12 protein-coding genes and 2 pseudogenes are annotated in these 13,102 nt (G+C 72.1%); 7 read left to right on the top strand and 7 right to left on the bottom strand.

The features are described 5' to 3' along the window. Nucleotides 1–10 precede the first annotated feature (10 nt). Genes argB through QMZ92_RS01210 form a run of 3 tightly spaced genes read left to right on the top strand, consistent with a single transcriptional unit; the run spans nucleotide 11 to nucleotide 2,686 of the window. Nucleotides 11–916: an acetylglutamate kinase gene (argB, locus tag QMZ92_RS01220; protein ID WP_283295332.1), complete on the top strand. Its 906-nt coding sequence runs from the start codon at nucleotides 11–13 to the stop codon at nucleotides 914–916. Beyond that, a complete protein-coding gene (locus QMZ92_RS01215; RefSeq protein ID WP_283295331.1) occupies nucleotides 913–2,115 on the top strand; it encodes an acetylornithine transaminase in 1,203 nt (400 codons plus the stop codon). Before argB ends, QMZ92_RS01215 begins: the two co-directional genes overlap by 4 nt. 7 nt (nucleotides 2,116–2,122) lie before the next feature. Next, a complete protein-coding gene (locus QMZ92_RS01210) occupies nucleotides 2,123–2,686 on the top strand; it encodes an arginine repressor (protein WP_283295330.1) in 564 nt (187 codons plus the stop codon). 107 nt (nucleotides 2,687–2,793) lie between these two features. Here the strand turns inward: QMZ92_RS01210 and QMZ92_RS01205 are convergent, their stop codons facing one another. From QMZ92_RS01205 to QMZ92_RS01185, 6 genes and pseudogenes are all read right to left on the bottom strand, one after another. Then, nucleotides 2,794–3,546, bottom strand: a complete 753-nt coding sequence (locus tag QMZ92_RS01205) for an FAD:protein FMN transferase (RefSeq protein WP_283295522.1) — start codon at nucleotides 3,544–3,546, stop codon at nucleotides 2,794–2,796. A 38-nt stretch (nucleotides 3,547–3,584) separates the two neighbouring features. Continuing rightward, nucleotides 3,585–3,677: pseudogene (locus QMZ92_RS01200) on the bottom strand (FMN-binding protein); the annotation flags it as partial. Nucleotides 3,678–3,721: 44 nt separating this feature from the next. Then, complete coding sequence (locus QMZ92_RS36245) at nucleotides 3,722–4,231, bottom strand: FMN-binding protein (protein WP_502961969.1); 510 nt, start codon at nucleotides 4,229–4,231, stop codon at nucleotides 3,722–3,724. 151 nt (nucleotides 4,232–4,382) lie between these two features. Beyond that, nucleotides 4,383–4,655 (bottom strand): annotated as a pseudogene (locus QMZ92_RS35980) (FMN-binding protein); the annotation flags it as partial. 38 nt (nucleotides 4,656–4,693) lie between these two features. After that, a complete protein-coding gene (locus QMZ92_RS01190) occupies nucleotides 4,694–6,061 on the bottom strand; it encodes a ferredoxin reductase family protein (RefSeq protein WP_283295521.1) in 1,368 nt (455 codons plus the stop codon). Between the two features lie 306 nt (nucleotides 6,062–6,367). Then, the gene (locus QMZ92_RS01185) at nucleotides 6,368–6,949 is read right to left on the bottom strand and encodes a pyridoxamine 5'-phosphate oxidase family protein (RefSeq protein ID WP_283295328.1); all 582 of its coding nucleotides are present in this window, start codon (nucleotides 6,947–6,949) and stop codon (nucleotides 6,368–6,370) included. 378 nt (nucleotides 6,950–7,327) lie between these two features. Between QMZ92_RS01185 and QMZ92_RS01175 the strand changes: the two genes are divergently transcribed. Beyond that, nucleotides 7,328–8,521, top strand: a complete 1,194-nt coding sequence (locus QMZ92_RS01175; RefSeq protein WP_138056265.1) for an argininosuccinate synthase — start codon at nucleotides 7,328–7,330, stop codon at nucleotides 8,519–8,521. Between the two features lie 135 nt (nucleotides 8,522–8,656). After that, nucleotides 8,657–10,084, top strand: a complete 1,428-nt coding sequence (argH, locus tag QMZ92_RS01170; protein WP_283295327.1) for an argininosuccinate lyase — start codon at nucleotides 8,657–8,659, stop codon at nucleotides 10,082–10,084. Between the two features lie 90 nt (nucleotides 10,085–10,174). On the opposite strand, the gene QMZ92_RS01165 is transcribed toward argH, so the two are convergent. Then, nucleotides 10,175–10,681 carry an HAD domain-containing protein gene (locus tag QMZ92_RS01165; protein WP_283295326.1) on the bottom strand — a complete coding sequence of 169 codons (507 nt, stop codon included), beginning with the start codon at nucleotides 10,679–10,681 and terminating at the stop codon, nucleotides 10,175–10,177. A gap of 85 nt (nucleotides 10,682–10,766) precedes the next feature. Here QMZ92_RS01165 and QMZ92_RS01160 point away from each other — a divergent pair, with 85 nt between their 5' ends. Beyond that, nucleotides 10,767–11,318 (top strand): TetR/AcrR family transcriptional regulator, encoded by a 552-nt coding sequence (locus QMZ92_RS01160; protein ID WP_283295325.1) that lies wholly within the window; start codon nucleotides 10,767–10,769, stop codon nucleotides 11,316–11,318. Further along, on the top strand, nucleotides 11,315–12,862 hold the full coding sequence (locus QMZ92_RS01155; protein ID WP_283295324.1) for an MFS transporter: 1,548 nt from the start codon (nucleotides 11,315–11,317) through the stop codon (nucleotides 12,860–12,862). Before QMZ92_RS01160 ends, QMZ92_RS01155 begins: the two co-directional genes overlap by 4 nt. Nucleotides 12,863–13,102 lie beyond the last annotated feature (240 nt).

Here is a 13,102-nt window from a genome sequence, read left to right as displayed (position 1 = left end):
GCCGGAGCCGATGAGCACCCGCAAGCACACCGCACTCCCCAAGGCGCAGACGCTGATCGAGGCGCTGCCCTGGCTCACCCGCCACCACGGCCGGACGGTCGTCATCAAGTTCGGCGGCAACGCCATGGTCGACGACGAGCTGAAGGCCGCCTTCGCCCAGGACGTGGTGTTCCTGCGGCACGCCGGACTCAAGCCCGTCGTCGTGCACGGCGGTGGGCCGCAGATCAGCGCCCAGCTGGACAGGCACGGCCTGGTCAGCGAGTTCAAGGCCGGACTGCGCGTCACCACCCCCGAGGCCATGGACGTCGTCCGCATGGTGCTCGCCGGACAGGTCCAGCGCGAACTGGTGGGCCTGCTCAACCAGCACGGCCCCCTCGCCGTCGGCCTCACCGGCGAGGACGCCCACACCATCACGGCCACCCAGCACCGGCCCACCATCGACGGCGAACTCGTCGACATCGGCCGGGTCGGCGAGATCACCGAGATCGACACCGGCGCGATCAGGGCCCTCCTGGACGACGGCCGGATCCCCGTCGTCTCCTCCATCGCCCGCTCCGCCGACGACGGCCACGTCTACAACGTCAACGCGGACACCGCCGCGGCCGCGCTGGCCGCCGCGCTCGGCGCGGAGACGCTGATGGTCCTCACCGACGTCGAGGGCCTCTACGAGGACTGGCCCCGCAGCGACGAGGTGATCAGCCGACTCACCGCCACCGAGCTGGAGAAGCTCCTGCCCGAGCTCTCCAGCGGCATGGTCCCCAAGATGCAGGGCTGCCTCCACGCCGTGCGCAACGGCGTGAACACCGCGCGCGTCATCGACGGCCGGGTGCAGCACTCCATCCTGCTGGAGATCTTCACCGACGAGGGCATCGGCACGATGGTCGTGCCCGACGGGACCGAAGGGGGACCGGCATGAGCGACGCCACCGCCAACCAGCGGCTCTCACAGCGCTGGCAGGGCTCGATGATGGACAACTACGGCACCCCGGCGCTCTCACTGGTGAGCGGTGAGGGAGCCAGGGTCCGGGACGCGGACGGCACCGAGTACCTGGACTTCGTCGGCGGCATCGCCGTCAACGCGCTCGGCCACGCCCATCCGGCCGTCGTCGAGGCCGTCACCCGCCAGATCGGCACGCTCGGCCACGTGTCGAACCTGTACGTCGCCGAGCCGCCCGTCGCGCTCGCCGAGCGGCTGCTCCGGCTGTCCGGACGCCCCGGCCGCGTCTTCTTCTGCAACTCGGGCGCCGAGGCCAACGAGGCCGCCTTCAAGATCGGCCGGTTGACGGGCCGTCCGCACATGGTCGCCACCCAGGGCGGCTTCCACGGCCGGACGATGGGCGCGCTCGCGCTCACCGGCCAGCCGGCGAAGCAGCGGCCCTTCCTGCCCCTCCCGGGAGACGTCACACACGTGCCGTACGGGGACGCCGACGCGCTGCGGGCCGCCGTCACCGAGGACACCGCCCTGGTGGTCGTCGAGCCGGTGCAGGGCGAGAACGGCGTGGTCGTACCACCGCCCGGTTACCTCCGGGCCGCACGGGAGATCACCCGCGCCACCGGGACGCTGCTCGTCCTCGACGAGGTGCAGACGGGCATCGGCCGGACCGGCCACTGGTTCGAGTACCAGGCGCACGAGGGCGTCGACCCCGACGTCGTCACACTCGCCAAGGGACTCGGCGGCGGCCTGCCGCTCGGGGCCGCCATCGCCTTCGGCCCGGCCGCCGAGCTGCTCCGGCCGGGGCAGCACGGCACCACGTTCGGCGGCAACCCGGTCGCCTGCGCCGCCGGGCTCGCCGTCCTCACCGCCCTCGACGGCACGCTCGACGAGGTCAAGCGGACCGGGGAGAGACTGAGGGACGGGGTCGAGTCCCTGGGGCACCCGCTGGTCTCCCACGTCCGCGGGGCGGGCCTGCTGCTGGGTATCGTGCTCACCGAGCCTCTCGCCGCCCAGGTGCAGCAGGTGGCTCAGGGTGCCGGACTCCTGGTCAACGCGCCCGCCCCCGACGTCGTACGGATCATGCCGCCACTGATCATCGGCGACGCGGAGGTGGACGCCTTCCTCAGGGTGCTCCCGGGCATCCTCGACGAGACACGCGGGGACGGACGATCCGGAGAATGAGACGACGATGACCGATGCGCAGGGCACCGAGAACTGGGCGCCCCCCCGGACGGAGCCCGGGGGAGGGCCGTCCGTGCCGCAGACCCGCACGGCCCGCCACCGCCGGATCGTGGACATCCTCAACCGGCAGCCGGTGCGCTCCCAGAGCCAGCTGGCCAAGCTGCTCGCCGACGACGGGCTGAGCGTCACCCAGGCGACCCTCAGCCGCGACCTCGACGAGCTCGGAGCGGTGAAGATCCGGAACACCGGTGGAGAGCTCATCTACGCGGTGCCGAGCGAGGGCGGATTCCGCACCCCGCAGGCCCCGTTGGGAGAGTCCGCCAAGGAGGAGCGGATGCGCCGCCTCTCCGGCGAGCTGCTGATCTCCGCGGAGGCCTCGGCGAACCTGGTGGTCCTGCGTACGCCCCCGGGCGCGGCCCAGTTCCTCGCGTCGGCCATCGACCAGGCCGAACTCCATGCGATCCTCGGCACGATCGCGGGCGACGACACCCTGCTGCTCATCTCCCGCGATCCGGCGGGCGGCCAGGCCCTCGCGGACCATCTGCTGCGACTGGCACAGAGGGAACGCTGACCGGCCCGGTCGGCTGCGGCCGCGCGCGGCCGCAGCCGACCGGGCCGGCGACGCCCCGCGAAGGCTGCGCCGCCCGTCCGACTGCCCGCTTCCCGGGTCGACGGCCCTCAGGCCGCCCGACCCTCCCCGTCACCGTGCCGTGCCAGATGCCGGGTGAACCCGCTGGTCTGCCAGGTGGTGCCGTCCGCGGCGACGGCGAACCCCTCCGTGCCGGGGAGCTGTTCCAGCCAGGCGCGTGCTTCCGGGCCCATGGCGTACGCGGCCGTCGCCCGCGCGTCCGCCTGGGTCAGCCCCCGGCTGACGACGGTCATCGACGCCAGGCCGTCGTCCGGAGCGCCGCCGGTGCGCGGATCGACGATGTGGCAGCCGCGTTCGGCCGGACCCGAGGTGGCGACGGCGAGGCCGTCGTGTGCCTGGACGACCGCCGCGAGACCACCGGGGTGCAGCGGATCGGAGATGCCGATCCGCCATGGGCCGCCGTACGACTGGACGTCGCCGCCGCCGTTGAGGCAGACCGCCGCAGCGCCGGAGGAGGCGATCATGTCCACCGCGCGCTGCACGGCCCATCCCTTCACCAGGCCGGTGGGATCGAGCCCGCCCGCGTAGCGCGGGGTGAACCAGCCGTCGCTCAGGCGTTCCTCGGTCTCGCAGAGCCCGAAGACCTCGGCGACGTCCGGCCCGCAGCCGGCGAGGGTGAGCTCCCCTCTGGCGAGCCTGCTGATCCGGCTGTCCCGGCGGTAGGGGGAGAACACCTCGTCCACGTGGTGCAGTCCGGCCACGGCGGCGGCGAGCCCGGCGCGCACGCGCTCGCGGTCGGCATCGCCCTCCAGCCGTACGTCGAACGAGAACACCGTGCCCATCACGTGCTCGACATGGCGCATCCGCGCCCGTTCCCCGGTCACAGGCCCGCCTTGTCGAGGGCGCTCTGCAGGGAGCGGATGTAGCCCTCGCTGGTGTAGGTGGCGCCGGAGACGGCGTCGATCTCGNCCGTGCCCATCACGTGCTCGACATGGCGCATCCGCGCCCGTTCCCCGGTCACAGGCCCGCCTTGTCGAGGGCGCTCTGCAGGGAGCGGATGTAGCCCTCGCTGGTGTAGGTGGCGCCGGAGACGGCGTCGATCTCGGCGCTCTGGGCGGCGACGGCCGCCTGGTTGAGCTTGGGTACCGCGTCGGCGGCGATCTTGCGGCTGTTGGCGTCGGAGTCGGGCGCCTTGACGGTCTCGGCGGCGGTGACCCGGCCGCCGCTGACGGTGAGGCGCACCTGCACGTCGCCGTACTGCGTGCCCGCCACGTCCCCGAGCACCGACTCCGTCGCGCCACCCGAGCCGGCGCCCTGCCCGGATCCGGAGCCGGAGTCCGCACCTTCGCCGGAGCCGCTGCCCGTCTCCCCGCCCGGGGCGTCCGCGTCGCTCCCGGCGCCGGGTGTCGCGCCCTGCTCCGCACCCTCCCCGCCACCGGTTCCCGCCGCCCCCGCCTTGTCGAGGGCGCTCTGCAGGGAGCGGATGTAGCCCTCGCTGGTGTAGGTGGCGCCGGAGACGGCGTCGATCTCGNCCCGCCTTGTCGAGGGCGCTCTGCAGGGAGCGGATGTAGCCCTCGCTGGTGTAGGTGGCGCCGGAGACGGCGTCGATCTCGCCGTTCTGGGCGGCGACGGCCGCCTGGTTGAGCTTGGGTACCGCCTCGGCGGCGATCTTGCGGCTGTTGGCGTCGGTGCTCGGCACCTTGACGGCCCGGGCCCCGGTGATCCGGCCGTTGCTCAGCGTGAGTTCGACCTGCACCGGCCCGAACTGCGTGTCGGCCTCGTCCCCCAGCACGGTCTCGCCGCCCGCCGGTACGGCGCCGCTGCCGGCGGGTGCAGAGGCGGCGGGCGGTGCGCCCCCGGCCTGCGACGCGGAGCCCGCCACCGTGGTGCCCGGCTGCTTCAGCGTCAGGAGCAGCGCGACGGCCGACGTGGTGCCGGCGACCGCGATCATCATCCGGAGCAGTGGATGCTTCCTCTTCACGTACGGCCTCACATCTCGAACGACTCGTGATGGATGCGACGCGACGGCACGCCCGCCGCCCGCAGTGCGTTGTAGGACTCCTCGGCGAGCCCGGGCGGGCCGCAGAGGTACACGTCGTGCTCGTCGATGTCGGGGAACACTTCCTTCAGCCGCTCGGTGGTGATCTCCGGACGCGCCCCGTCCGGCCCGTTCACGGCGTACAGCAATTTCGCCCGGCGGGTCTCGGCGATCTCCTGGAGCTCGGTCCACAGCGCCAGGTCCTCCGTCGAACCGGCACGGTAGAGCAGCGACAGGTCCCCCGGGCCGCCGGGCAGCGTCTCGAACAGCGCCCGCAGCGGGGTGATCCCGGCGCCTCCGGCGATCAGGAGCACCTTGTTCCGGCTGCGCCGGCCCGCGGTCATCGCCCCGTAGGGACCCTCGGCCCAGACCCTGGTCCCCGGCTCCAGCCGGCTGAGCGCCCTGCTGTGCTCCCCGGCGGCCTTGACGGTGATGCGCAGCAGATCGGGACGGGGCGGCGCGGAGAGCGAGTACGGGTTGGAGCTCCAGCGCAGGCCGTCGGCGAGGAACCGCCAGCGGAAGAACTGGCCCGCCTCGGCGCCGATCCTGTGCAGCCGCCGTCCCGTGATCAGGACGGACACCACGCCCGGGGCCTCGTCCACCACGGATTCGACCCGCAACCGGTGCATGAGGTTGAGCCGCACCGGCGCCAGGATCCGGTACCAGAGGAGCAGTGCGCCGACCGTGCCGTAGAGCAGGTACCAGATCGTGCGGGCGGTCGCGCTCGCCACGAACTCCGAGCCCGTGGCGAGCTGGTGCCAGAACGTCAGGTACACGGCGACGTAGGTCAGCAGATGCAGGTAGTACCAGGTCTCGTAGCGCATCCGGCGGCGCACGACGCCCGCCGAGACGAAGCCGACCAGCAGCAGCAGTGCCGTACCGATCGTCGCCTCGATCATCTCGGGGAAGTCGACGACGACGGTGACGGTCTGCTCGACCAGGCCGGTGCGGGCCTGGACGGAGTACCCCCAGACGGTGAGGACGACATGAGCGGTGACCAGGCTGATCGCGTACCGGCCGCTCATCGCGTGCCAGCGCGTGGCCCGGTCGGAGCCCACCCTCCGCTCCAGCGCCGGGACGCGTGCCATCTGCAGCACCACGAGGGCGATCATGTAGCCGCCGAGCAGTCCCGTGATCCGGCCCGCGCCGATCAGCCACTCCGCGGTGTCCATGTGGACGACCGCGGTGTTGTCCCACCACAGCCACATGACGGCGGCGGCCCCGGTCCAGGCGGCGACCAGCAGCACCGTCGCCGGATTGCGGCGCGGCCGGATCGCCTGCATGGTCAGGCGTCTGGCGGCCCGACCGCTCTGAATCATCGTCACCGCTGCTCCTCGGTCATCCGTATCGCTCAGGTGGATACGGAGAGGAGGTACGGGGAGTTCAATCGCCGGGCGGACTGCTCGGAGCGCCGACGGGCGAGGCGCCCGCGAGGCCGCCGGCCCGCCACCCGGAAGGGGTTCTCCGTGGCCCTGTCCCCTGTTCCCCACGGCCGCCCCCAGGGCCCGGCCTGCGTCCGGGCGCGGCGCCGGGGAGGTGCCGAGGGACGTACGCGTCCGGCCTCCGGGCGCGGTTCGGTCGGTGCCTGCGGCCCGGCCGGCACGCGTCCCGGGTCCGGGCGCGGCTCAGTCGGTGCGTGCGGGCAGCGGCAGCGGCAGCGCCGGCAGCCCGTCCAGGCTCACTCCCACGTGCGGCTTCTTCTCGCAGTAGGCCGCGAACTCCTCGTCGCTCATGCGTGCGAGGTGCTCCGCGTGATGTGTGCGCTCCTCGCGGTAGTCCATGAAGGGGACGGCGAACCCGCAGGCGTCGCCGATGCGCCTGGCGCGTACGACGATCACCGCGCGGGCCCCGTCGCCGTCGGCGTCCCGGAAGTGTGCGAGGTACCCGGCCCAGCGCGGGTCGTCCCGGAAGACCGCCTCGCCGTGCCCGTGCACCCGCAGCACCTTCGGCGCCCCGCTGAACGCACACCACATGAGGGTGATGCGGCCGTTCTCCCGGAGGTGGGCGATGGTCTCGGCGCCGCTGCCGCCGAAGTCCAGGTAGGCCAGGGTCAGTTCGTCGAGGACGACGAGGGTGCCCTGGCGGCCCTTGGGGGAGATGTTGACATGGCCGTCGGGGGCGAGCGGCGCGGTGGCGGTGAAGAAGACCGGCTGCTCCTCGATGAAGGTGCGGATACGGCCGTCTATGCGTTCGTACGTCTGACCCATGCCCGGATTATGGCCCGGACGGGCTCGCCGCACCCGGCGAGTCCGAGCGGTGCCCAGGCCGGTATGCCGCGGTCGGCCGGGTCGGCGCACAGGGCGCGGTGGACGGGGAGCGGTTCGGCCCCACCCTGCCGCAGCACATGGCGGGCGCAGGCCCGTACCGGCCCCGAGCGGTCGGTGAGGTACGGACGGGCGTCGCCGTGGCGTCAGGCCCGGCGCAGCGCCGTCACCCCGGCGGACCGCGCCCGTCCCCCTGGTCGGCATGGGGGTGAGGGTGTGCAGCGGGGTGACCGGCGGCCACCGGACTTCCCGTGCGTTGACAAAACATACGGAGGACTGCATAGTTATACCCATCACCGCATGCACCGTAAGGAGAAACCCGTGACCGAGCGCGTCGTACTCGCCTACTCGGGCGGTCTGGACACCTCCGTCGCCATCGGCTGGATCGCCGAGGAGACGGGCGCCGAGGTCATCGCCGTTGCCGTGGACGTCGGCCAGGGCGGCGAGGACCTGGACGTCATCCGCAAGCGCGCGCTCGCCTGCGGTGCCGTCGAGGCCGAGGTCGCGGACGCCAAGGACGAGTTCGCCGAGGAGTACTGCCTCCCGGCGATCAAGGCCAACGCCCTCTACATGGACCGCTACCCGCTGGTCTCCGCCCTCTCCCGGCCGACCATCGTCAAGCACCTCGTGGCCGCCGCGAAGAAGCACGGCGCCTCGATCGTGGCCCACGGCTGCACCGGCAAGGGCAACGACCAGGTGCGGTTCGAGGCGGGCATCGCCTCCCTCGCCCCCGACCTGAAGTGCATCGCGCCGGTCCGTGACTACGCGATGACCAGGGACAAGGCCATCGCGTTCTGCGAGGCGAAGCAGCTCCCGATCGCCACCACCAAGAAGTCGCCCTACTCGATCGACCAGAACGTCTTCGGGCGCGCCGTCGAGACCGGCTTCCTGGAGGACATCTGGAACGGGCCGATCGAGGACATCTACGAGTACACCTCCAACCCGGCCGAGGTCCGCGAGGCCGACGAGGTGATCATCTCCTTCAAGGAGGGCGTGCCGGTCGCCCTCGACGGCAAGCCCGTGACCGTCCTGCAGGCGATCCAGCAGCTCAACGAGCGGGCCGGCGCCCAGGGCATCGGCCGGATCGACATGGTCGAGGACCGGCTCGTCGGCATCAAGTCCCGTGAGGTGTACGAGGCCCCGGGCGCGATCGCGCTGATCACCGCCCACCAGGAGCTGGAGAACGTCACCGTCGAGCGCGAGCTGGCGCGGTACAAGCGGCAGGTCGAGCAGCGCTGGGGCGAGCTCGTCTACGACGGCCTGTGGTTCTCCCCGCTCAAGCGGGCGCTGGAGGGCTTCGTCGACGAGGCCAACCAGCACGTCACCGGCGACATCCGGATGACCCTCCACGGCGGCCGCGCCGTCGTCACCGGCCGGCGGTCCGAGCAGTCGCTGTACGACTTCAACCTCGCGACGTACGACACGGGTGACACGTTCGACCAGTCGAAGGCCCAGGGCTTCATCGACATCTTCGGTCTCTCGTCGAAGATCGCCGCGAAGCGCGACCTCGCCTGATTCCCTGGGCCCACCGCCTTCCGCAGGTGCACCGCCGCCTCCCCTCCCGTCCGTCGGGGCCCGGGCCCGCAGAGGGCCGGGAGCAGGGAGGCGGCCGCACATCCGAAGCCCGGCAATTCTTGAGGAGCAAGTGCTGTGAGCAGCAACAACGGTGACGTCCGGCTCTGGGGCGGCCGGTTCGCCGACGGGCCCGCCGAGGCGCTGGCGAAGCTGTCGGCGTCGGTCCACTTCGACTGGCGGCTCGCGCCGTACGACATCGCCGGCTCCCGTGCGCATGCCCGTGTGCTCCACAAGGCGGGCCTGCTCACCTCCGACGAGCTGGAGCGGATGCTCGCCGGGCTCGACCGGCTGGAGGCGGACGTCGCCGACGGGAGCTTCACCGGCACCATCGCCGACGAGGACGTCCACACGGCCCTCGAACGCGGCCTCCTGGAGCGCCTCGGCCCGGACCTCGGCGGCAAGCTGCGCGCCGGCCGGTCCCGCAACGACCAGGTCGCCACGCTCTTCCGGATGTACCTGCGCGACCACGCCCGGATCATCGGCGGGCTGATCGCCGAGCTCCAGGACGCGCTGGTGGGGCTGGCGGAGTCCCATCCCGACGTCGCCATGCCGGGCCGCACGCACCTCCAGCACGCCCAGCCCGTGCTCTTCGCCCACCACGTGCTCGCCCACGTCCAGTCGCTCTCCCGGGACGCCGAACGGCTGCGCCAGTGGGACGAGCGGACCGCCGTCTCCCCGTACGGCTCCGGCGCGCTCGCCGGGTCGTCGCTCGGACTGGACCCGGAGGCGGTGGCGCAGGACCTCGGCTTCGAGCGCGGCAGCGCGGGGAACTCCATCGACGGCACGGCCTCGCGGGACTTCGTCGCAGAGTTCGCCTTCATCGCCGCGATGATCGGGGTGAACCTCTCCCGGATCGCCGAGGAGGTCATCATCTGGAACACGAAGGAGTTCTCCTTCGTGACGCTCCACGACGCCTTCTCCACCGGTTCGTCGATCATGCCGCAGAAGAAGAACCCCGACATCGCCGAGCTGGCCCGCGGCAAGTCGGGCCGGCTCATCGGCAATCTGACCGGTCTGCTCGCCACGCTGAAGGCCCTGCCGCTCGCCTACAACCGCGACCTGCAGGAGGACAAGGAGCCGGTCTTCGACTCCTGCGACCAGCTGGAGGTGCTGCTGCCCGCGTTCACCGGGATGATGGCCACCCTGACCGTCAACCGCGAGCGGATGGAGGAGCTCGCGCCCGCCGGCTTCTCGCTGGCCACGGACATCGCCGAGTGGCTGGTCAAGCAGGGCGTGCCGTTCCGCGTCGCGCACGAGGTCGCGGGCGAGTGCGTCAAGGAGTGCGAGGCGCACGGGATCGAGCTGGACCAGCTCACGAACGAGCAGTTCGCGAAGATCTCGCCGCACCTCACGCCGGAGGTCAGGACCGTGCTCGATGTCCCCGGCGCGCTCGCCTCCCGCAGCGGCCGCGGCGGTACGGCCCCCTCGGCCGTGGCCGCCCAGCTCGCCGAGGTCAAGGCGGACCTGGCCGCCCAGCACGCCTGGGCCACCGCCAAGCGGTAACCGTCACGGCGCCGCCCCGCCCCCGCCGGAGCCGCCACCCACGGCACCCGGCGGCTCGCGGCGCTCCCCGCGATCAAGCACCACCGAAGTTCACAGCGCCGCCGCCCAGTCCGCGAGCGCGTCGAAGTCCGGCCGGATCAGTCCGATCCGGTGGTCGACGTGCAGCAGCAGGGCGGCGGTGCTGTGCTTCCGGTCGACGTACTCACGGTCCAGATCCGTGATCTCGTCGTCGATCCAGGCGAACGGCCGTCCGGCCGCGTACTCCAGCACGTACTGCGTCTTCCAGAACGTCCCCCGCGGCGAGGCGCCGTGCATCACGGGCCAGTCGACGAACGGCAGCTCGGGCAGCCCCAGATGCGGTCCCACCCAGACGTTGGCGTCGCCCTTCCACGTCGTCGCCCAGACCAGTTCGTACCGGTCCCCGAGCGCGAGCAGTTCCTCGCCGTGCCCCGGGTTGAGCCAGACCCGCAGGGGCTTGTCGTGCGCCCAGCCGCCGGGCCGCATCCGGTGCGTCGTGTACCCGTCGGGGCGACGCTGCGGCTTACCGCCGTACGGATTGAGCGGGCCGTCGATGTCGATCAGCAGGAGCGGCTTCATGGGCTCAGCATCCCTTTCCGCCTCTGTATGAGGCATCGATTTATTGAATGAGACATTGACGTCTCATTTAGTGTATGGTTGTCTCATGGCCATGGATCGTGAACAGGTGCTGCGCGCCGCCGCCGCCCTCCTCGCCCGCAAGTCGACCGCGACGATGGACGAGGTCGCCCGCGCGGCGGGCATCGGCCGCGCCACCCTGCACCGGCACTTCGCCGGGCGGGACGCGCTCGTGAAGGCGCTTGAAGCCTTCGGCATCGAGGAGTTCGAGGCGGCCGTCGACCGCGCCGCGCTCGAGGACGGTCCCGCCGGCGACGCGCTGCGCCGGCTGATTGCCGAGATGGAGCCCGCGGCGGAGCTCCTCGCGTTCCTGATCACCGAGAACCAGCTGTTCGAGGGCGACCAGGTCGACGAGGGCTGGGCCCGGCTCGACGCCCGGGTCGGCGCCCTGTTCCGGCGGGGCCAGGAGCAGGGCGAGTTCCGGATCGACCTCCCGCCCATCTGGCTCACCGAGGCCCTCTACGGCCTCATCAGCACCTGCGCCTGGGCCGCCATGGACGGCCGGGTCGCCAAGAACGACTTCCAGTACATGATCGCCGAGCTGCTGCTCGGCGGAGCACGACGGAGTGTGGAGAAATGACCAGCAGTACCGTCCAGCGCGTGAGCGGGGCGGACGAGACCCCGTACCGCCCCGGACGATGGCTGGCCCTGGCGGTGCTGGTCCTGGCCGTCCTGTTGGTGGCCGTGGACGCCACCGTGCTCGGCCTCGCGACGCCCTTCCTCAGCGAGGACCTCAAGCCCACCGGCACCCAGCTGCTGTGGATCGGTGACGTCTACTCGTTCGTCATCGCGGGCCTGCTCGTCTCCATGGGCAGCCTCGGTGACCGGATCGGCCGCAAGAAGCTGCTGCTGACCGGTGCCGTCGCCTTCGGTGCCGTGTCCGTGCTCAACGCCTACGCCACCACGCCCGAGACGATGATCCTCGCCCGGGCCCTGCTGGGCGTCGCCGGCGCCACGCTGATGCCGGCCACACTGGCGCTGATCCGCAACATCTTCCACGACCCGCGCGAACGCAGCATCGCCATCGGCATCTGGGGCGCCATGGCCTCGGCCGGTGCCGCCGTCGGACCGGTCGTCGGCGGCTTCCTGCTGGAGCACTTCTGGTGGGGCTCCGTCTTCCTCATCAACCTGCCCGTGATGGCCGTCCTGGTCCTCGTCGGCATCAAGCTGTTGCCCGAGTCGAAGAACCCGGTCGCCGGCCCCTGGGACCTGATCAGCGTCGCCCTGTCGCTGATAGGCATGGTCGGCGTCGTCTACGCGATCAAGGAGGCCGCGAGCCACGGAGTGGGCTGGGAGTCCGGCGCCTCCGCGCTCATCGGTGCCGCCGCGCTGTACGGATTCGTCCGCAGGCAGTTCACCCTGCCGTCGCCACTGCTCGACATGCGGCTGTTCCGCCACCGCGGCTTCTCCGGTGCGGTGCTCGCCGACCTGCTGACCATCCTGGGCCTGTCGGGACTGGTCTTCTTCCTCTCCCAGTTCCTCCAACTGGTCCAGGAGCGGCCGCCGCTGGAGGCCGGGCTGGCGGAACTGCCCGCCGCGATCGGCGCGGTGGCGACCGGGCTCGTCGCCGGCCGTTTCGCCCGGCGGTTCTCCGTCCGGTCCGTCGTGGCCGGGGGACTCGCCGCCGTGGGCGTCGCGCTCGCCGTGCTGACCGTCATCGGCAGCTCCACGGGCTATCCGCTGCTCGGCGCGGCCCTGCTCGTCGTCGGTGTCGGCGCCGGCTTCTCGTTCACCGTCACGGCCGACGTCATCCTCTCCAGCGTGCCGAAGGAGCAGGCCGGCTCGGCATCGGCCGTGTCCGAGACGGCGTACGAACTCGGTGCGGCACTCGGCATCGCGCTGCTCGGTTCGATCGTGACCGGTGTGTACCGGGACTTCGCGACACCGGCCGGGGTTCCGGCGGACGTGGCGTCCGCCGCCCATGAGTCGCTGGGCGGGGCGGTGGAGGCCGCGGCCGTGTTGCCGGCCCACCAGCAGGCCGAACTGGTCGGCGCGGCACAGGAGGCGTTCGTCGAGGGGCTGCGGCTCGCGTCGGGCGCGGGCGCCGCGGTGCTGCTGGCCACCGCGGTGGCCGCCTGGTTCCTCCTGCGTGGCCAGAAGCTGGCGGACGGCAAAGAGCACTGACGCCCGGGTGCGCCGGCGCCTCCGGTGCGCCCGGGCCACGGGCCCGCGCACAGGAAGGGCCACCCCCCGTTATGTTTTTCGCGGTCCTGCAAGAGGGCCGCTGGCCTCCGGGCCCGGCATGACTGTTGCCCCCTGTCGAACGGATGACCTGGGGGGTGGTGTCACCGGGTCCGAGGGGTGCCGTCGGAGACGCTGATGAGAGGTCCGACCACCGCCCGGCCGGGCGCAACGCCCGGCCGC

The sequence above is a fragment of the Streptomyces sp. HNM0645 genome (genome assembly GCF_030056615.1).
Classification (GTDB): domain Bacteria; phylum Actinomycetota; class Actinomycetes; order Streptomycetales; family Streptomycetaceae; genus Streptomyces; species Streptomyces marianii.
Note: the sequence above shows the minus strand (reverse complement) of the source record. Positions and strands in the feature narration are given on the sequence as shown.